The sequence below is a fragment of the Citromicrobium bathyomarinum genome (assembly GCF_021021475.1).
Lineage (GTDB): Bacteria > Pseudomonadota > Alphaproteobacteria > Sphingomonadales > Sphingomonadaceae > Alteriqipengyuania > Alteriqipengyuania bathyomarina.
On sequence record NZ_JAINWL010000001.1, the window covers coordinates 552,552 to 571,674 of the forward strand.

22 protein-coding genes are annotated in these 19,123 nt (G+C 64.0%); 18 read left to right on the forward strand and 4 right to left on the reverse strand.

The window, feature by feature from the left end; genetic code table 11:
* The first annotated feature begins 87 nt into the window (after nt 1-87).
* The 3 genes from K7H93_RS02775 to K7H93_RS02785 are packed head-to-tail and all read left to right on the forward strand — an operon-like array spanning nt 88 to nt 3,042.
* A complete protein-coding gene (locus tag K7H93_RS02775; protein ID WP_420840371.1) occupies nt 88-2,040 on the forward strand; it encodes a lytic transglycosylase domain-containing protein in 1,953 nt (650 codons plus the stop codon).
* A 19-nt stretch (nt 2,041-2,059) separates the two neighbouring features.
* Nucleotides 2,060-2,557, forward strand: a complete 498-nt coding sequence (gene greB, locus K7H93_RS02780; RefSeq protein ID WP_054523813.1) for a transcription elongation factor GreB — start codon at nt 2,060-2,062, stop codon at nt 2,555-2,557.
* On the forward strand, nt 2,554-3,042 hold the full coding sequence (locus K7H93_RS02785; protein ID WP_230782354.1) for an invasion associated locus B family protein: 489 nt from the start codon (nt 2,554-2,556) through the stop codon (nt 3,040-3,042). Before greB ends, K7H93_RS02785 begins: the two co-directional genes overlap by 4 nt.
* Nucleotides 3,043-3,109: 67 nt before the next feature.
* On the opposite strand, the gene K7H93_RS02790 is transcribed toward K7H93_RS02785, so the two are convergent.
* Nucleotides 3,110-3,778, reverse strand: coding sequence for an outer membrane protein (locus K7H93_RS02790; protein ID WP_054524531.1), 669 nt, complete (start codon nt 3,776-3,778; stop codon nt 3,110-3,112).
* Between the two features lie 228 nt (nt 3,779-4,006).
* On the opposite strand from K7H93_RS02790, the gene rlmN reads away from it, so the two are divergent.
* From rlmN to K7H93_RS02855, 13 genes are all read left to right on the forward strand, one after another.
* Entirely contained in the window at nt 4,007-5,260 is a 1,254-nt protein-coding gene (gene rlmN, locus K7H93_RS02795; RefSeq protein WP_230782355.1) for a dual-specificity RNA methyltransferase RlmN, read from the forward strand.
* Nucleotides 5,257-5,904, forward strand: coding sequence for an MOSC domain-containing protein (locus K7H93_RS02800; RefSeq protein ID WP_230782356.1), 648 nt, complete (start codon nt 5,257-5,259; stop codon nt 5,902-5,904). The genes rlmN and K7H93_RS02800 overlap by 4 nt, the downstream gene beginning before the upstream one ends.
* Nucleotides 5,905-5,984: 80 nt before the next feature.
* Entirely contained in the window at nt 5,985-6,965 is a 981-nt protein-coding gene (locus K7H93_RS02805) for an acyl-CoA thioester hydrolase/BAAT C-terminal domain-containing protein (RefSeq protein WP_230782357.1), read from the forward strand.
* On the forward strand, nt 6,962-7,570 hold the full coding sequence (locus K7H93_RS02810; protein ID WP_230782358.1) for a class I SAM-dependent methyltransferase: 609 nt from the start codon (nt 6,962-6,964) through the stop codon (nt 7,568-7,570). Before K7H93_RS02805 ends, K7H93_RS02810 begins: the two co-directional genes overlap by 4 nt.
* Nucleotides 7,571-7,729: 159 nt before the next feature.
* Nucleotides 7,730-8,170 carry a glycine zipper 2TM domain-containing protein gene (locus K7H93_RS02815; RefSeq protein WP_230782361.1) on the forward strand — a complete coding sequence of 147 codons (441 nt, stop codon included), beginning with the start codon at nt 7,730-7,732 and terminating at the stop codon, nt 8,168-8,170.
* Nucleotides 8,171-8,273: 103 nt separating this feature from the next.
* Nucleotides 8,274-9,035 (forward strand): SDR family oxidoreductase, encoded by a 762-nt coding sequence (locus K7H93_RS02820; RefSeq protein ID WP_230782362.1) that lies wholly within the window; start codon nt 8,274-8,276, stop codon nt 9,033-9,035.
* Entirely contained in the window at nt 9,032-9,745 is a 714-nt protein-coding gene (locus tag K7H93_RS02825; protein WP_230782363.1) for a cytochrome b/b6 domain-containing protein, read from the forward strand. The genes K7H93_RS02820 and K7H93_RS02825 overlap by 4 nt, the downstream gene beginning before the upstream one ends.
* Nucleotides 9,742-10,494: a molybdopterin-binding protein gene (locus tag K7H93_RS02830; RefSeq protein WP_230782364.1), complete on the forward strand. Its 753-nt coding sequence runs from the start codon at nt 9,742-9,744 to the stop codon at nt 10,492-10,494. The genes K7H93_RS02825 and K7H93_RS02830 overlap by 4 nt, the downstream gene beginning before the upstream one ends.
* Nucleotides 10,495-10,561: 67 nt before the next feature.
* Nucleotides 10,562-10,825, forward strand: a complete 264-nt coding sequence (locus tag K7H93_RS02835; protein WP_230782365.1) for a hypothetical protein — start codon at nt 10,562-10,564, stop codon at nt 10,823-10,825.
* A gap of 160 nt (nt 10,826-10,985) precedes the next feature.
* Nucleotides 10,986-12,176 (forward strand): class I SAM-dependent methyltransferase, encoded by a 1,191-nt coding sequence (locus K7H93_RS02840; protein ID WP_230782366.1) that lies wholly within the window; start codon nt 10,986-10,988, stop codon nt 12,174-12,176.
* Between the two features lie 86 nt (nt 12,177-12,262).
* Entirely contained in the window at nt 12,263-12,526 is a 264-nt protein-coding gene (locus K7H93_RS02845) for a DksA/TraR family C4-type zinc finger protein (RefSeq protein ID WP_010234827.1), read from the forward strand.
* 64 nt (nt 12,527-12,590) lie between these two features.
* On the forward strand, nt 12,591-13,829 hold the full coding sequence (locus tag K7H93_RS02850) for an argininosuccinate synthase (RefSeq protein ID WP_010234824.1): 1,239 nt from the start codon (nt 12,591-12,593) through the stop codon (nt 13,827-13,829).
* A gap of 127 nt (nt 13,830-13,956) precedes the next feature.
* Nucleotides 13,957-14,541 carry a septal ring lytic transglycosylase RlpA family protein gene (locus K7H93_RS02855; RefSeq protein WP_230782367.1) on the forward strand — a complete coding sequence of 195 codons (585 nt, stop codon included), beginning with the start codon at nt 13,957-13,959 and terminating at the stop codon, nt 14,539-14,541.
* A 58-nt stretch (nt 14,542-14,599) separates the two neighbouring features.
* Here K7H93_RS02855 and K7H93_RS02860 read toward each other — a convergent pair whose 3' ends face one another.
* Nucleotides 14,600-15,247, reverse strand: a complete 648-nt coding sequence (locus K7H93_RS02860) for a putative 2OG-Fe(II) oxygenase (protein WP_230782369.1) — start codon at nt 15,245-15,247, stop codon at nt 14,600-14,602.
* A 216-nt stretch (nt 15,248-15,463) separates the two neighbouring features.
* On the opposite strand from K7H93_RS02860, the gene K7H93_RS02865 reads away from it, so the two are divergent.
* Nucleotides 15,464-16,105 carry a hypothetical protein gene (locus K7H93_RS02865; RefSeq protein ID WP_230782371.1) on the forward strand — a complete coding sequence of 214 codons (642 nt, stop codon included), beginning with the start codon at nt 15,464-15,466 and terminating at the stop codon, nt 16,103-16,105.
* 79 nt (nt 16,106-16,184) lie between these two features.
* On the opposite strand, the gene K7H93_RS02870 is transcribed toward K7H93_RS02865, so the two are convergent.
* Together K7H93_RS02870 and K7H93_RS02875 are read right to left on the reverse strand one after the other, a co-directional pair.
* Nucleotides 16,185-16,703, reverse strand: coding sequence for a helix-turn-helix domain-containing protein (locus K7H93_RS02870; protein ID WP_230782373.1), 519 nt, complete (start codon nt 16,701-16,703; stop codon nt 16,185-16,187).
* 317 nt (nt 16,704-17,020) lie between these two features.
* A complete protein-coding gene (locus tag K7H93_RS02875) occupies nt 17,021-17,245 on the reverse strand; it encodes a hypothetical protein (protein WP_230782376.1) in 225 nt (74 codons plus the stop codon).
* A gap of 521 nt (nt 17,246-17,766) precedes the next feature.
* Between K7H93_RS02875 and K7H93_RS02880 the strand changes: the two genes are divergently transcribed.
* Nucleotides 17,767-18,996 carry a hypothetical protein gene (locus K7H93_RS02880; protein ID WP_230782378.1) on the forward strand — a complete coding sequence of 410 codons (1,230 nt, stop codon included), beginning with the start codon at nt 17,767-17,769 and terminating at the stop codon, nt 18,994-18,996.
* The last annotated feature ends 127 nt before the right edge of the window (nt 18,997-19,123 follow it).

Sequence of the window (19,123 nt, forward strand, 5' to 3'; positions counted from 1 at the left end):
TTGAGCTTATATGAGGGGCGAGAAACGGAGCTTTCATCGCCCCATCAATCCCTTCGTTCAGTGCCTGATAAGGAGCCAGCGGCCATAATGTCCAGCATGACCAGACTCCCCTTTTTGGCGCTTGCGCTAGTTTCCACCACCTCGATCGTCCCCCCCGCCTACGCGCAGGATGCGTCGAGCTGGGATCGTGCGCGCGCAGACCTGATAGCGTCCGCCCCCTCACAGATGGCGCAGGTCGTCGCGCGGTGGGACTATCTGATCGGTCAGGACAGCCTGCCCTTCACCGAATATGCGAGCTTCCTGCTCGCCTACCCGGACTTCCCGCAGGACGATCGCCTGCGCGTGCGGGCAGAGAACGCGCTGGACGAAAGCGTTGCCAGCCCGGAAAGCTTGGTCGCCTTTTTCGACGCGCTGCCGCCGCTCACCAATGCGGGCAAGGCCCGCTACGCGCTCGCACTGTCCTCCGTCGGGCGGCCCGAAGCCGCCACTATTGCCCGCGAGGCATGGCGCGGCGGCAGCATGAGCGCGACCAGCGAGCCCTACCTGCTGTCGATCTTCGGCAACCAGTTCTCGCCCGCAGACGACGACGCGCGAATGGACGCGCTGCTGTGGCAGAGCGCGCTGGAAGCCTCGCAGCGGCAGATCAACCGCGTCTCGCCCGCCAAGCGCGACATGTTCATGGCGCGGCTCGCGCTGATCCAGGGCTATTCGCCCGAAAGCCAGGGCCTGCCGGTTCCCCCCGATGCCAATCAGGATGCGGGCTACGTCTATAATCTGGCGAAGTATTACCGCGAAAACCGGCAGCTGCCGCAGGCGATCACGCTGCTCGCCAGCCGTCCTTCGTTCCAGCGCCCCGCCTTCGACCCGGAAGATTTCGTGGGCGAAGCGCTGCGCGTTGCGCGCGGTGCGGGCTCCGACCCGTCCGCGCAGATCGCTGCGAAGGTCGACGATCTGTTCGCGCCGGGCACCGATATCAGCAAGGAAGCCTATCGCCTGCGCGACGACTATACCTCGCTGATGTGGCTGGGCGGGACCAACGCCTACTGGAATCTCGGCCAGCCGGGCCGCGCGGCGCCGCTGTTCTACCGCTATGGCGCGGCGGCGCAGACCCCGCAGACCCGCTCCAAGGGGTTCTACTGGGCAGGCCTCGCCTCCGAACGTGCGGGCGACCGCAGCGAAGCCAACCGCTATTACGAGATGGCCGCGCGCTATGCCGACCGTTTCTACGGCCAGCTGGCGCTCGCCAAGCTGGGCCGCGCAGTCCCGCCGCTCGGCGGAGACAGCGTCGCCCTGCCCACCGCGCAGCAACGCGCCGAATTCGAGAATGCGGCGCTGACCAAAGCGGTGCGCGAAGTGGCCCGCGGCGCTCCGTGGCGCACCGGGATCCAGTTCTACCAGGCGATTTCGGATCAGGCCGATACGCCCGAGGAACACGCGCTGGTCGCCGAACTAGCGCGCGAGACGGGCCGCCGCGATCTGGCGGTCAACGTCGCCGAAGCCGCTGCGGCGGACGGCCATCGCGGCTTCGTCAGCCAGGGCTTCCCCACCGTCACCCCGCCGGGTGGCGCGAACTGGACGATGGTTCACGCGATCGCGCGGCAGGAAAGCCAATTCGCCGCCAATGCGATCAGCCACGCCGGCGCGCGCGGCCTGATGCAGCTGATGCCGGGCACCGCACGCGAACAGGCGGGCAAGCTGGGGCTTGGCTATGACCGTGAAAACCTGATCGCGGTCCCAAGCTACAACATGCAGCTGGGCGATGGCTATTTTGCCCGCATGATGAGCTATTATGGCGGGTCCTACCCGCTCGCCATCGCGGCCTATAACGCGGGCCCGGGCAACGTGAACAAGTGGCTGCGCGCCAATGGCGACCCGCGCGATGGCGGGATCGACTGGGTCACCTGGATCGAGCGGATCCCGATCTACGAGACCAAGAACTACGTCCAGCGCGTGATCGAGAATGCCGCAGTTTACGAGCAGCTCAATCCCGACCGCGCGCAGTTCGGCAAGCCCAGAATGGCGGGTGACTTCCTGCGCTGAGCCGCGCTAGGCTGCGGGCATGAAAGGCGACAATCCGATCACTCCCGCGGGCTATTCCGCGATGAAGGCGCGTTACGACCACCTGCTGGGCACCGCCCGGCCCGAGATCGTGGAGATCGTCAGCTGGGCGGCGGGCAATGGCGACCGCTCCGAAAACGGCGACTATCTCTATGGCCGCAAGAAGATGCGCGAGATCGACCGCGAACTGGCGCATCTCGCCCGCCGGATGAAGTCCGCGCGGGTGATCGACCCCGCCGACCAGCCCAACCGTGACCGCGTGTTCTTCGGCGCGACCGTGACTCTGGTGGACGAGGACGACCGCGAGAAAGTGCTCACCCTGGTCGGCAACGATGAGGCGGAGGCGAGCGAGGGCCGGATCGGCTGGGGCTCGCCCATGGCACGCGCGCTGCGCGGCGCAGAGGTCGGCGATTTGCGGATGGTCAAAGGCCCGACGGGCCTGCGCGAATGGGAAGTTCTCAAGATCTCCTATCCCGAACGCAAGGGCGCGGCAGCATGAAGCGCGCAGTCATTCTGCTGGGGGCACTGGCCACGCTGGCGAGCCCCGCTGTGGCCCGCTCCTCGCTCGGCGTGTTCGACGACTGGGGCGCGTTCCGCGATCCGCGCCTGCCGCGCTGCTATGCGATCTCCAAGGCGGAGCGCAGCCGGGCGGCGCGCGAGTTCGAGCCTTACGCGACGATCGGCACTTGGCCCAACCGCAAGGTCCGCAATCAGGTGCATGTGCGGCTGTCGCGCCGTCTGGCAAGCGATCCCTCGGTCACCCTGCGGGTCGGCGGCGATAGCTATCGACTGACCGCCGGGGAGGCGGATGCCTGGGCTGAGGACAAGCGGATGGACGCGGCCATCGTCGCCGCAATGCGGTCGGGGACCCGGATGAGCGTCTCCGCCACCGATCGCGGCGGCAACCGCTTCACCGATCGCTACAGCCTGTCGGGCGTCGCCACCGCGATCGACGCGGCAACCATCGCCTGCGCACGCGACTAGCAGCCGACGCAAAAAGGGCGCGGCCCGCCAAGGCCACGCCCTTTCCGTTTACTAGCGACCGATACGCTTAGAAGCGCACGCCCAGGCCGACGGTGACCTGATGACGGTCGGTGTCGACGTCGAACTGGTCGGTATCCGGCAGGGTGCCGTTGAAGTCGACTTTCGCGTCGGAATAGTTCGAATAGCGGTATTCGATGTTGGTGAACATGTTCTTCCCGAAGGCGTATTCGAGGCCGCCACCCACGCGGTAACCGTCGAGATCGTAGTCGGTGTCGAACTCCGTCGTGCCGTCATTGCTGCGCACGTTGAGCTTGGCGTTGGTGTAGCCGCCCTTGGCGTAGAACATCATGTTCGGGTTGGCCTTCACACCGATGCGGGCGCCGACATAGACGTCGCGACCGGCGGAGACATTGCCGAAGCCGAAGCCTTCGAAGTCGCCGTTCTCATAGTCGGTGTCTGCGGTCGAACCGGTCAGTTCGGCTTCCGGGCCGATCACGATGTTGCCGAGATCGACGTCGTACCCGATCGTGGCACCGTAGATGACGCCTTCGGCCGACTGGTCGTTATTGTCGTTGCCATCGTCGTCGACGCTGCTGCCGGCGGTGATCTGATCGTAACCGGTCGTGCCCTGGATACGGAAGCCGGAGAACGGCGAATCCGGATCCACCTGCGCGGCGGCAGGAGAGGCGAGCGCAGCCAGGGAACCCGTGGCGAGAATAGCAAATGCGATTTTCATTTCAGATACTTCCTTCTTTGTCATGCCGTCTGCGATGCGGCACACAGCAAGGAAATGGTTCTCCGCCGACGAAGTTTCATGAATGTCACACAACAAGAAACTGTGGCATTCCGGTAACATTCGTTCGCCCAGCTGACGGTTTCGCACGATCAACGGCAGGAACCGGGCGGCGGCATGTGCGTGCGCCGCTGGAATTTCGCCGCAGAAGCGATTATGTGCGGCTCTCCCATGGCCAATACAGACCTCATGCCCACCCCCGGCGCGTTCGATCCGGTTCCGACCCCGCGCGATATTACGCCTCGGGCGGACGGGCGCGTGGACCTCATCGGCCTGCCCAAGGCGCGCATTCGCGAGCTTTTCGAGGCCGCCGGGCTCGACGCCAAGGCCGCCAAGCTGCGCTCCAAGCAGGTGTTCCACTGGCTCTATCACCGCGGTGTGACCGAGTTCGAGGCGATGACCGATATCGCCAAGACCATGCGCCCGTGGCTGACGGAACGCTTCGTGATCGGACGGCCCGAGGTGGTCGAGGCGCATCACTCGACCGACGGAACCCGCAAGTGGGTGCTGCGCACCGCCGACGGGAACGATTTCGAGATGGTCTTCATCCCCGACGCGGATCGGGGAACCTTGTGCATCTCCAGCCAGGTCGGCTGCACGCTCAATTGCCGCTTCTGCCACACCGGTACGATGCGGCTGGTGCGCAACCTGACGCCGGGCGAGATCGTCGGCCAGGTCATGCTCGCGCGCGACAGCCTCGGCGAATGGCCCAAGGGTTCGATGGCCGGCCTCGACGAGGTTGAGGACAGCGCTGAATACACGTCAGACGGACGCCTGCTGACCAATATCGTGCTGATGGGCATGGGCGAGCCGCTGTATAATTTCGACAACGTCCGCGACGCGATGAAGCTGGTGATGGATGGCGACGGGCTCGCCCTGTCGAAGCGCCGCATCACGCTCTCGACCAGCGGCGTGGTCCCGATGATGGAACGCTGCGGCGAGGAGATCGGCGTCAATCTCGCGGTTTCGCTCCACGCCGTGCGCAAGGACATCCGCGACGAGATCGTTCCGCTCAACAAGAAGTACGGCATCGAGGAACTGCTGCAGGCCTGTGCCGACTATCCCGGCGCCAGCAACGCCCGGCGGATCACCTTCGAGTACATCATGCTCAAGGACAAGAACGACAGCGACGAGGATGCCCGCGAGCTCGTCCGCCTGCTCAAGCAGTATGATCTGCCCGCCAAGGTGAACCTGATCCCGTTCAACCCGTGGCCCGGCAGCGACTACGCAACCTCCCTCCCCGAACGCATCCGCGCCTTTTCGGACATCGTCTTCGAAGGCGGCATCAGCGCGCCTGTTCGCACCCCGCGCGGGCGCGACATTGGTGCGGCCTGTGGCCAGCTGAAGACCGCAGCGGAGAAGAAGAGCCGCGCCCAGCGCGATCGCGAAGCCGCGGAAGCTGCCGAGGAAAAAAGCGCCGCGTGAGCCTGACGGTCGAAGCGATCTGCGCCGGACGCGCAGCCCTGCTTCCCGGCGACAAACGCAGTGCCATCGCCAAATCGCCACTCGAGGGCCCGGTCGAAATCGGGCCGCGCGGTGTGGCGGGCGACGAGCAGGTAAATCGCAAGCACCACGGCTTTCCGGCGATGGCCGTGCATCTCTACCCGGCCGACCACTATGCTTGGCTTAAGGAGCAATTCGACGCTTCATCCGCGCTGGCCGGGCCGGGCAGCATGGGCGAAAACCTGTTCGTTCACGGGGTCGACGAAACCGCAGTCTGCATCGGCGACCGGTTCCGCCTCGGCACCGCGATCATCGAGGTTTCCCAGCCGCGCCAGCCGTGCGCGACGATCGAACGCCATCTGGGCCGCAAGGGCATCGTCAAGGCGATCGTCCAAAGCGGGCGCTGCGGCATGTTCTTTCGCGTGATCCAGCCCGGCCTGGCCAAGGCGGGAGACTCGCTGGACCCGATGGAGCAAGGGGCAGCCGACTGGACCGTCCGGCGCGCTTTTCACCTCGTCTATGCGGGCGGAAAGCCGGATCGCGGCGAGCTGGAAGAACTGGCCAGCCTCCCTCGCGTATCGGATCGGCTGGTCCACGACATTCGCCGCAAGCACCCGGCCACCTGATCGACGCGATCGGCTCTCCGCCTCTTGAAACAATCGCTTGGAGGTGTAACACTCGCATAACACACCAAGGGAGGTTATGCTTGCGCACATTTCTGACAATTCTTGCCGCTTTCGGTCTGGGGCTCTCCACCAGCGCCGCGGCCGATCCCGGCCCGCCGGTCGCCCCGACCGAAATCATGGTCGGCGAGGAACTGCCCTATGCCTATTTTGCCACGCCGGAGGGCGAAGGTCCCTTCCCCGTCATCATCGTACTCGGCGGGAGCGAGGGCGGCGACATGGGCTCTCGCAGTTCGGCCCCACGCTTCATCGAACAGGGCTATGCCGTGCTCGGCCTGCCCTACTACTCGCCCGGCTATCTTCCCCCCGCACGACAGCTGCCCGACCTGCCCGAGGCGTTCGACTCCATTCCGCTCGAAAAGCTGGCGATCGCGCGCGACTGGTTGCGCGCGCGTGACGATGTGCAGGCCGATGCGATCGGTCTATACGGCGTATCCAAGGGTGCGGAATTCGTGCTTGCAGGGGCCAGCCGGATCGACGGATTTGCAGCTGTCGTGGCGATCGTGCCCAGCGACGTGATCTGGGAAGGCTGGGGGCCGCAGGTGAAGCCGGGTGAGGTCAGCAGCTTCTCATGGGCCGGCGAGCCGCTGCCCTTCGTGCCCTACCTGGGCATGGAAGAAGAATTCGCGAAATACGCGATCCCCGGCGCGGTCGTCCGCCTGCGCACGCCGCAGGATGCAGGACGCCGTGCCAATCCCGACCGGGTGCCCGCCGCGCGCATTCGTGTGGAGGATATCGACGAGCCCGTACTGGTCGCGGGCGGCGATGCCGACAATACTTGGAACTCGGGCGGAATGGCGCAGAATATCGCCGAGCGGCGGGCCGAGGCCGGCGGGCTGGAGACGGTCGCGATGATCTATCCGGGCGCAAGCCACGCGCTGTCGGGCACCGGCGTCCAGCGGACCGAGGGTGAATTCCGTTACGACGAAGCCACGCTCGCCGCGCAGCAGGAAATCTGGCCCGCGACGCTCGCCTTCCTCGCCGAGCATCTCAAAGGCGAATGAGCTTCGATCAGGCCACGATCGACTATTACGCGCGGGCCGCGCCGCACTACACCGCCAGCACCGCGCAGGGCCGGCACCGAAACCTCGACCCGTTCCTCGATCGGCTGGAGGCGGGTGCGTCGGTGCTGGAACTGGGGTGTGGCTGCGGCGCGGACGCGGCCCACATGCACAAGCGCGGGTTACGGGTCGACGCAACCGACGCGGCAGCGGCGATGGCACGCAAGGCGCGGGAACGCTTCGACATCCCCGCGCGCGTCATGCGGTTCGACGAGCTTGAAGCGTGCCAGAGCTATGATGCCGTGTGGGCCCATGCATCCCTGCTGCACACCCCGCGCAATGCACTGCCCGACATCCTCGGACGCATTCACCGCGCGCTGAAGCCCGCAGGGTGGCACTTTGCCAATTTCAAGCTGGGCGACGATGCCCACCCGGACGAGGGTCGCGATTTGCTGGGCCGGTGGACCAACCTCCCCAGCCCTGCGTGGCTCGAGCAGACCTATGCCCACGCAGGTTTCGCGGTCGAGGAGGCCGAACGCTATCGGGGCAATGGCTCCGACGGCACCCAGCGCGACTGGTACGCGCTGACCGTCCGCAAGATCGACTGACGGTCGGTCGGTTCGGCGCACCGAGCACGGTTAATCTATCGCGGACTTCGCACGGCTCGTCTGCAAATCGCCAAGCCAACGTATCGTTCATCTGAGGTTGGGGAGCCGGGGCGCTGCTTCGGAATTGGTTGGGACAGAACAATTCGAAGGAGTGACCCGATGAAGATCCCCATGATGGCAATCGCCGCTTCCACCCTCGCCCTGCCCGCCGCCCCCGCGCTGGCCGCAGAGCTTCCCGTCGAGAGCCGCACCAGCACCATTGCGGCCTCGCCCTTCTCCGCCACGCCCGCCAGCGCGCACCAGTATCAGCGCCGCGACTATCGCGATCGGCGCGAGTATCGGCGCGGCTACCGCGATGCGCGGCGCGAGGCGCGCCACGAACGGCGCCTGGATCGCGGCGACCGCGTGTGGCGCGGGCAGGACGGCCGCTACCGCTGCCGCCGCAACGACGGGTCGACCGGTCTGGTGATCGGCGCTGGCGTGGGTGCGCTCGCTGGCTCGCAGATCGCCGCCGATTCGACGCTTGGCGCGATCATCGGAGCGATCGGCGGCGGCCTGCTCGGCCGCGAGATCGAACGCGGCGATCTGCGCTGCCGCTGAGGCGATCATCGCCCAATATGCTGGGGCCGCACACTAAGCCGGTGTGCGGCCCCTTTGTAATATGCGCCCGGACCGATATGGGTCGGCCTGAAAGGAGGGGAGTATGAGCAGGCCGAGCGTGCTGATCACCGGGGGCGCGCAGCGACTGGGCGCGGCCTTCTCGCGCGCCTTCGCCGAGGCCGGGTGGCACGTGGTCATCCATTACCGATCCTCGCGCGAGGAAGCCGAAGCGCTTGCCGGCGAGCTTCCCTCCGCCGAGATCGCACAGGCGGATTTCGCGCAGGACGGCGCGGCCAATGCGCTGGCGCAGGACCTCTCGGCACGGCTGGAAGACTGGCGCGCGCTGGTCAACTCCGCCGCGATCTTCGAACAGGACAGCGTGACCGCGCTCGACCCGGCGGTTCATGACCGGGCGATGCGGACCAATGCGCGCGCGCCTGCGATGCTCGCGCAGAGCTATCTTGCGCACGCGCGCGCATCATCGGGGCGCCATGTCATCCAGGTGACCGACCAGAAGCTCGCCAATCCGAACCCCGATTTCTTCAGCTACACGATGAGCAAGCACGCGCTCGACGCGACGATCCGGATGCTCGCGATGGGTGCGACGCGGCGCGAGGACCGGGTCTACGGCCTCGCCCCCGGCGCAATCCTTGCGAGCCACGACCAGAGCGAGGAGGAGGCGGAGCGATCCCACCTGCTCAATCTGCGCCGCCGCCGCACCACCCCGGGCGATGTCGCGCAGGCGGCAGTGATGCTGGCAGGCGGCGATCTGGCGAGCGGAGAGACGCTGTTCGTCGATAACGGGCAGCACCTGCTCAGCCAGCCACGCGACGTGATCTATCTGGAACGGGAGGGCGCGCGATGAGGCACTTCGTCTCGACCCGCATCTGGCACTGGATCAACCTGATCGCGATCGTGGTGCTGTTCATGAGCGGGCTGAACATCTCCAACGCCCACCCCTACCTCTATTGGGGCGACTGGGGCTTCTCGCCCACGCAGGCCTGGCTGGCGGTGCCCCGCTTTCCCGGCTGGATGACCATCCCCGATTACTACAGCCTCGCCAAGGCGCGCGACTGGCATCTGCTGATGGCCTTCCCCTTCGCCTTCGGCCTGCTGGGGATGTGGATCGCGATGCTGTGGAACGGGCATTTCCGCCGCGATATCAAGACTACGCGGCGCGAATGGCGCTGGTCCGCGATCAGGGCGGACATTGCCAAGCACCTGCGGTTCGACTTCACCCATGGAGAGGGGAAGTACAACTTCCTCCAGAAGATCGCCTATGGTGCCGTGTTCGGCGTGCTGCTGCCGGGCATGGTTCTGACCGGACTGGCGATCAGCCCGGGAATGGAGCCGAGCCTGTGGTGGCTGGTCGACATCTTCGGCGGGCGGCAGAGCGCGCGATCCCTCCATTTCCTGTGCGCATGGGGGCTGTTCGGGTTCTTCGTGGTCCATGTGGTGCTCGTGCTGCTGAGCGGTCCGGTCGGGCAGCTGCGCGCGATGATCCTTGGTGGAGACCACCAGCCGACAAACCCGCCCTTTGCCCGCCCAGCCAAGCCCGAGGGAGAGAGCGCATGAGCTTCACGATGAAACGCCGCTCCGTCCTGCTCGGCTCGGGCGCGCTGATGCTTGGCGCGTGCACCAAGGTTGGCGACAGCGAGGCGGGGACACGCTTTTTCGAAACCGTCGACGACTGGCAGATGGGCCTGCAACGCGCGCTGCGTGCGCGCAACGCGCTCGTTCCGGAATACGCGCTGGAGGACATCTCGCCCACCTTCCGCGGCAACGGGTCGACCGACCCGCAGAACGATGGCTATCCCGAGCATGTCACCAATGGCTTTGCCGACTGGCGCTTTACCGTCACCGGCCTGGTCGAACGGCCGCTGTCCTTCACGCTCGACCAGATCATGACGCTGCCCCAGCGCACCCAGATCACCCGCCACGATTGCGTCGAGGGGTGGAGCGCGATCGGCCAGTGGACCGGCCCGCAGCTGTCGACCTTCCTCGAACTGGCGCGGGTGCGCGAGGGCGCGAACTACGTCGTGTTCCGCTGCGCCGACGACTATACGCGCGGCCGCTATTACGAGAGCATCGACATGGACGATGCCTACCACCCGCAGACGATCATCGCGCATCGCCTCAATGGCGAGCCGCTGCCGGTCAAGAACGGCGCCCCCCTGCGCGCGCGGGTGGAGCGGCAGCTGGGATACAAGCACGCGAAATATCTCACCGGCATCGAACTGGTCGCGAGCCTCGATGCGATCGGCCTCGGCAAGGGCGGTTACTGGGAAGATTATGGTGGCTATCAATGGTACGCCGGGATGTGACCGCCTTGCGGGCGCAAAGCCCGCTGGATAGAGTCGAGCCCTCTTTACCGAACAGGGCCTACCGAACATGGCGAACGTCTGGAGTGACGAGGAAGTGCGCGTGCTGGTCGGTTGGACGGCCGAGGATTACGGGGCCAGCATGGTCCTGCGTCTGGAAACCGTCACCAACATGCCGCAGAACGCAAACGACGTGCTGGTGTCGCGCATGGTTCTGAACAAGGATCAGGCGGTGCAGCTGGGCAACGTGCTGTTCGAACTTTCAGGCCGCCTGCCGCCCAAGACCGCGAAGCCGCCCTTGCTGGACCGTATGCTTGCCCGCAAGTCGGACTAGGCGCATAGCCGAGGCGTGCCCACAGAGCCCCGCAAGAAGGACTGGCAAACTGCTCGATCAAACGAGATCTAAACCGACCGGGAGCGGCCGCCCGCGCGGCCCCGCTAACCTCCTGTTCTGCCGCTTCCTCGACGGGCACATCAAGTCCGGCGCGCTGGAAGTGGTCTTCGCAGACGGTAGCCGGGCGCAGTTCGGCGCGCCCGGCTCCAACTCACTCGATATCGCGATCCGGCTGACCGATTCGGGCGTCGCGCGCAGCATCCTGCTCGATCCGGCGCTGGGCGCAGCGGAAGCCTTCATGGACGGGCGGCTGGTGATCGAGCGCGGCGATGTGATGGGCCTGGTCGACCTGTTCGCGCGCAATGCCCCGTGGGAGGCAGGGGCGAGCTACAACCGACCCAGCCCGCTCAGGAAACTCGGCAACCGGATCGCCTTCCACGGCGAACAGCTCAACAACGCGGTCCGCAGCCGCGCGAACGTCGCGCATCACTACGATATCGGCAACGCGCTCTACCGCCTGATGCTCGATCCCGAGCACATGCAGTACAGCTGCGGCTACTGGCCGCGCGAGGGCATGACGCTGGGCGAGGCGCAGGAGGCTAAGCTGGCCCATATCGCGGCCAAGCTGGCGCTGGAGCCGGGCCAGCGGGTGCTCGATATCGGGTGCGGCTGGGGCGGCATGGCAATCTTCCTCGCGCAGCGCGCCGGGGTGCACGTCACCGGGATCACCCTGTCCAGGGAACAGGCCGCGCTGGCGCGCGAGCGGGTCACGGCGGCAGGCGTGGAAGACAAGGTCAGCATCGAACTGATCGATTACCGCGACCACGCAGACCAGGGCCACAAGTACGACCGGATCGTCTCGGTCGGCATGTTCGAACATGTCGGGCAGCAGCAGTTCGAAACCTTCTTCCGCTGCACCGGCAAGCTGCTCGACACCGATGGAGTGATGCTGGTCCACACGATCGGCCGCATGGGGGGACCGGGATCGACCGATGCCTTCACCCGCAAGTACATCTTCCCCGGCGGCTATATCCCCGCGCTGAGCGAAACCGTCGCCGCGAGCGAGAAGAGCCGCCTGATCGCCACCGATGTCGAGACCTGGCGGCTGCACTATGCGCACACGCTGCGCGCCTGGTACGCCAAGTGCGAAGCCAATCGGGACCGGATCGTGCAGATGTACGACGAGAGGTTCTACCGCATGTGGACCTTCTATCTGGCAGGAGCCACCGCCGCGTTCGAAAGCGGGACCATGTGCAACTACCAGCTGCAATTTGCACGCCACCGCCATGCCCTGCCCTTCTCCCGCGATTACATGGCGCAGGCGGAGAAGGATCTGCTCGCCAAAGGGTGACCCGCTGCGTCCCGATCCGGCCAAGCGATTGATTTCGGCGGCTTCCGACCCCAGATTGGGTTCTGGACGTTTGCAGGAGCAGGCACATGGCAGGTGGATGGGCGCGCGATGGCGCGGTTCAGGACCAGATCGACGATACCGTATCCGACGCGGTCAGCGCGGCGCGATCGCGGATGCCGACCGGCGAGAGCGAGCAGTGGTGCGTCGAGTGCGGGGAAGAGATTCCCGAAAAGCGCCGCGCCGCGCTACCCGGAGTGAAGCGGTGCGTGCAATGCCAGTCCGGCCTTGATGCTTCCGTGCGCAGCAGTGGCATCAACCGTCGCGGCAGCAAGGACAGCCAGTTGCGCTGAACTGCGCCTGTTGCTGGCCGCAATCCGCGTTGCGCGGTTCCCCGGTCGCTGCTAGCCGCGCGGCATGAGCAACAACGCCAGCACCAATAACCGCGTCGTCCTCGCCTATTCGGGCGGCCTCGACACTTCCGTCATCGCCAAGTGGCTCGAAGTCGAGCGCGGGCTGGAGGTCGTCACCTTCACCGCCGATCTTGGCCAGGGCGAGGAGCTGGAGCCTGCCCGCCGCAAGGCGCAGGCGATGGGCATTCCCGACAAGCACATTTTCATCGAAGATCTGCGCGAGGAATTCGTGCGCGACTTCGTGTTCCCGATGATGCGCGCCAATGCCCGTTACGAAGGCGACTACCTGCTCGGCACCAGCATCGCCCGCCCGCTGATTTCAAAGCGGCTGGTCGAAATCGCGCGCGAGACCGGCGCCGGCGCCATCGCCCACGGCGCGACCGGCAAGGGCAACGACCAGGTTCGCTTCGAACTGAGCGCCTACGCGCTTGATCCCGACGTTACCGTGATTGCGCCGTGGCGCGAATGGGACCTGACCAGCCGTACCGCGCTGATCGCCTGGGCCGAGTCGCACCAGATCGAGGTGCCCAAGGATAAGCGCGGCGAAAGCCCGTTCTCGACCGACGCGAACCTCCTCCACACCTCGTCCGAGGGCAAGGTGCTGGAAGACCCGTGGGAAGAGACGCCCGACTACGTCTATTCGCGCACCGACAATCCCGAGGATGCGCCGGACACCCCGGAATATATCACGCTTTCGTTCGAGAAGGGCGATGGCGTCGCGCTCAATGGCGAGGCGATGAGCCCTGCCACGCTTCTCGCCGCGCTCAACGATCTGGGCCGCAAGCACGGCATCGGGCGGCTCGATCTGGTCGAGAACCGCTTCGTCGGCATGAAAAGCCGCGGGATGTACGAGACGCCGGGCGGCGAGATCTACGCCCGCGCGCATCGCGGGATCGAACAGATCACGCTCGATCGCGGGGCGGCGCATCTCAAGGACGAGCTGATGCCGAAATACGCAGAGCTGATCTACAATGGCTTCTGGTTCAGCCCCGAGCGCGAGATGCTGCAGGCGGCGATCGACCACAGCCAGGAACGCGTTTCCGGCGACGTGCGTCTCAAGCTGTACAAGGGCAATGCCTCGGTCGTCGGTCGCCGCAGTCCGCACAGCCTCTATTCCGAAGCGCACGTCACGTTCGAGGATGACGCCGGCGCATACGACCAGCGCGATGCGCAAGGGTTCATTTCGCTCAACGCCTTGCGGTTGAAATTGCTGGCAAAACGCGACCAGCGCAGCGGAAATTAGGGAATTCGCGCAATAACCGGCAAGGAGCGCGAAAGGTCCGAAGCTTTCCGTTCAAATGTGGCGAAAGCGCGGCGAGCCGCCTTCGGCCGTATTCCTTCTTGGCGAAGTGGGCCTAATTTGCCCCGCCATGGACGGGAACAAAAAGACCCTTCGCCGCGCTGCGCTCCCCACGCTCGCGCTTGCCGTGCTCGCTCTGCCGCTCGCAGGCGCCGGAGCGCAGGACGCGCCGGGCCAGCAGCCGCTGGTCGCCGACCTCTCGGCAGAAGCACGCCCGGTCTCGCTGACCGACGAGCGTGTGCCCGCGGTCGATCAGTTCGACGCCAGCTTCGCACGCTTCGATGTTGCGCCGCCGATGCCGGAGGCGAGCGCGCGCGCGGTCGATCTCGACCAGATCGATCCGCCGATCGAAGCCGAACCGGCAGTGTGGCGCAGCGGCGTCGCTTCCTATTACGGCGCGCGCTTCAACGGTCGCCCCACCGCCAGTGGCGAGCGTTTCGATATGAACGCTCTCACCGCCGCGCATAAGACACTTCCCTTCGGCACCAGGGTGCGCGTCACCAATCCGCGCACCGGCAAGAGCGTGGTGGTGCGCATCAATGACCGCGGGCCCTATGCGCATGGGCGCGAGATCGACGTCTCGCGCGCTGCGGCGGTCGAGCTCGGCCTGATCCAGCGCGGCCACGGCACCGTGGAGCTCGCGCTGATCGACTAGCGCTTGCTGCAGGTTCCCCTCGACTGCAGTTCAAGCAGACTGGCTAATCCAACTCACGCTACAGCTTCAGCTCGCTGACATCGCGAAAGGCGCCGATCGTGCCGCGCGGGAAGGTGTTGAACGCGATCGAATAGCGGTTCTGGTTCGACCGGTTCTCCTCCACGAAATGGAGGATCGAGCTGGAGAACAGTACCAGATCGCCCTGTTTGGGCACCACCGCATTGCGCGGCGCGTTGTAGATGTTGGTTCGCCCACTCTCGATCCCCAACTCGATCTGGCGGTAGCCGGTGGTCCGCTCGAAGATCATGTTGCCCGGCGGATCGGGCATCGGCGCGTAATACAGCGATCCCGAGACCAGCGAGTTGGAGTGCGTGTGCGCATGCATCCCCACCCCGGGGGGGTTCATCAGTGCCCAGCTCTGCGTCACCTCCAGCCGGCTGCTCACACCCATCACATCGTGGGCGTAGGTCTCCAAGGCAGCGTGGACCGCCTGCTTGATGCTTTTGAGCTCGCGCCGGTCGAACAGGTAGAGATCCTCGGAAATGCGGTTGATCTGGTTTTCGAGCATCGTCACCGACTGGATGAACTCGACCTGCTCGGGCGAGATCGCGTGGCCGATATTGGTCACGAACACCGGCTCCGCGAACAGCGGCTTGACGCTGTACTCCGCATTCGCCGCAGCTTTCCGCGCGCTGGCTGTCGCCATGGTAGCAATCCCCCAATTGCCGTTTCGGATCGCACGATAGCTATCCGGCGCGGCGGGGTTGTGCAAGGCGCGCGATAGGCCTTCGCGCAAAAGGCAAGCCCTTCTCTGCGAACGACATCATCTCATCGACCAGCGACATCATCGCGACACCGCGCAAACCGCTGGCCACCCCAAGCCACCGGGGCTAGACTTTGCCCGGCAGCTGGGGGCGGCGGTATGAGCGAATTCGACATCACATTCGAACTGTTCACCCTGCTGCTGGGCCTGACCATGGCCGAGGTGCTGGCCGGCTATGCCCGCACCTACAAGCTGCGCAGCCGCATCCGCCACAACCGGCTGGCCTATGGCGACCAGGGCGGCGACGGCGTGGTCCAGCAGGTTCGCATCGGCTGGCTCGTCCCGCTCTCCGCCGCGGTCGTGCTGTTCCACCAGGCGACCTTCTGGCTGTTCATGTTCGACGTGCAGGGCAACGTCCCGCTCAACTTCCTCAGCCTGATCTGCGTGCTCGGCGTGATCGGCTGGTACTACCTGATCAGCGCCGCGCTGTGGCCGGACGAGCCCGAGGCGTGGCCCGATTTCGACGCCTACTACATGGCCCACCGCCGCTTCATCTGGTTCGGCGTGATCGCGGTCGCACTGCTCGCCGATTTCGGCCGCGCGCTGTTCGAGCCGCCGCTGGAGCCGACAACCGCGCCCGCATGGATCGTGAGCACGGTCGACTGGACCAACAATGTCGGCTCGGTCGCGATCCTCGCCATGCCCTTCATCCGCTCGCGCCGGTGGGCGATCGCGGTGCTGGTGGTGCTCAACCTGCACTTCGTGGTGCTGGCCGTATTCTCCCCCTGGATGTTCATCTGAGGCGCGTTCCGCGCCCGGCCTGACACACCTGACACACAGTCCAGGGGTTAAAAACGCACCCCCTCCCCGCCCGCGTGCATCAGGCCGCCCGATCCCCTTCCTCATCGGCATAGTGCTGGACCATTTCGGGCGCATCGAGCAGCTCGTCGAGCGCGGTATCGAACCCTATCGCCGCGTGATAGGTCGCCGGGTTCTGCGTCAGCCGGTCGAGCCGCGCGAGATGCGCGAGCAGCAGCCGCGCGTCGTAGCGGCGGCGCGTCGCCACCGCCTCCCCGTGGTAAAAAATCGTCTCCTCCACCCCGTTGAGCGCGCGGTCCGCCAACACCGCCTCGACCTGCGTGCGCGCGACCAGCAGCGCGGCATCCCACAGCTGCTCGAACCGGCCGCACGCCCGCCGCATCCGGTACGCGGTCGAGCGCGAGACCCCCGCCGCCCCGCACGCCGCGCGGACATTGCCGCCCTGCGCCAGCGCATCGAGGAAATCGGCCTGCTGCTCCCGGCTGAACTGTTCGGGGATCGCGGGCAGAGCCGCCTCGTCCTGCGGCGCGAGCGCGAGGCGGGTTTCGGGCGTATCGGCGGTATCGGCGAGATCGGGCATGGAGCATCGGTCCGTAAGCTGGCGCAGCCCAGACGGCGCGCGGGGTGAGACGGACCGGATCATCTAGAGGCGAAACCACGTGTAGGACAGGTTTTGTGCGAGGGCGCGAGATCGCGCGGGCGTAGTCGCCCTCCCCCCTCGCCCCCTATCGTCGGCCCGGACTTGATCCGGGCCAGTGCTTCTTCTTCACCTCGCCTGGCCAATCGCGCCAATGCCGCCCCGATTGAACCGCTGTTGAGCCCCAACCAGCCAAGCAGGGAAACAAAGCCTTGGCCCGGATCAAGTCCGGGCCGACGATTAAGAGAATGCAGCGAAACCTACCGCCCCCGCAATTCCTCCCGCACATGCACGGTCACCGAGACCGCACGCCCGAGCAGCACTTCCTCGTTGCGCATATGGCGCAGCAGCTGCGCAGGCGTCTGCAAGGCGCGCTTCCCGATCCGGCCCGCGTCGACATGGCGCTGCCACTCCTCATACGCGACGCGCGCCGAGAGCGGTGGCCCGCCCATAAGGTCGGGGTGCTGTGGGGCAGGTTTGGACATGAGGGTGCCTCTCGGGTTGGTGGGTGGGGACCGGAGAGGCTAGTGGGGGAGAGGGATGTAGGACACATCTTTACATACGTCCGATCCTTGCCAATACCGAGATGAAGACCATTGCCTGAAGGGTCGTATAAGTGAAAATCGTACAAGATCTCGAACTAGAAATTTCGAAATGCGAATTTGACCCAGTTCAGAGAGCCTGCTTCCGTATCGCCGGTAGGTCCTTAGGGCTTCTCGCGTACAGATTACGAGATCATGTCGACAGCCAGTATGTCCAATTGGAGGACACCTTTCGCAGCCTTCTTATCTGTAGTAGCCAGCTGAACGGCTCAAACCCGGTGCTGTCGTCTGTCGCGAATCAGTATCTAAAAAAGCTACAAAGGCATCTTCAAGACAATCGCTTGATGATTTGCTTCAGAGCGGGACTTGAATCGACCCTCCCGCGAACAAAAGCGCAGAGAATGGAGATACTCCGGCGCTGCGCACAATCCTCCTTTGACAATTCGATCAACTTCGCTTCCGAGTTGAGTGATATTCCCGCACCTGCGAATTACACTGACAGGATGGTCGCGGTAGATGAATTGAAAAATGAAACTTGGAATTATTTAAAGAAGGATCTTTCCGATGTAATCGGAATCTATCGCACGAAGCGAGGAGTGGGTACACTTCCGCCAGCCCTGAATCCGAACCACTCACTGTATAGGTCTTGGCTACTCCTTAAAGAGAGGCTTCAAGCCAGGAGCGAAACATGGAACGTTTGGATCGAGTGGTACGAATTTCGATTTCTCGGAAAGACATCGAGCAAGGTTCCTAACGGCCTTTGGAAATCTATTGAAAATAAACTCTGTCTTAGACATGACTTTATGTCTTCTGACGATGTCACGACGATCAATGGAATATTTGCGGAACAAATATTAGAAGAGGTCGAAGCGCTGGTTGATTACCAAGCAAGCGTTGAATTTTCACAGACCGCCCCGTCTGTAACTGTTTCAAATGGAACTATTGAAATTAGCGACCCTCCGACTGCGCGGTTAAGCGGCCAAAACCACATTGCGTTTTCCGAGCTTCAAGATGCGTTAAACGCTATGAAAGCAGAGTGCGATAAGAATAGCGCTTCTCATCTCAAAGATGATATTGATAGCTACGATAATTCGTTCGGTTCAACTGGGTGGGAAAATCCCATCCCTTTCGCAATAAGAGGCGATCGCCTCAGGAGACTTCTCGACATTCATTTAGCAAAAGACGCTGGATCAGATATCCCAGATATCTCTGACCAGACCTTATTCTGCTTCCAGAACTTGGTTCGGGCGCACAACTTCGCAGTATCCATTCATCCAGACACCCGAAAAATCGACGATCAACTGAATGAAGGTCTACGGGGACTAGATTCCGATCCGTTAGAAATATTCCGTGAAATTTCACGAATATATCAAGCGAAGGTTGTAATTGATAAAAACTCGAGAGAAACTCTTGATTTTTTGCGAAAAGGAATAGATGCAGATTCTGACTCAGCCAGTAAAGTATTGTTGGCATTTGGATTTATTGGCAATGTCGTACAGTCAGCATCGGGGTGGATTTGGAGAAACAGAAAGGCTCTTGCGGCTGGTTCTGTAACTTTAGGTGGCGCGCTGCTCGCCACCGCCAAATGGATGCTTGCTCAAGAAGCATGGCTCCTCGCAAATTTTAGCGTTAACTCACAGATAGGCGCACTTCTAAGGTCGGTACTTGAGATACTTAAATCTCTACCAATTTGAAATTTCGCCATTCCTCAAACTATTCGCGCTCTTTAAATCGGGTTTATCGCCTTAATCTATTTTCACCGGGTAAACGTTTAGCTTTTCAAATTTTAAGCGCCCGTATTATCTTGAGTATCGCTTAACG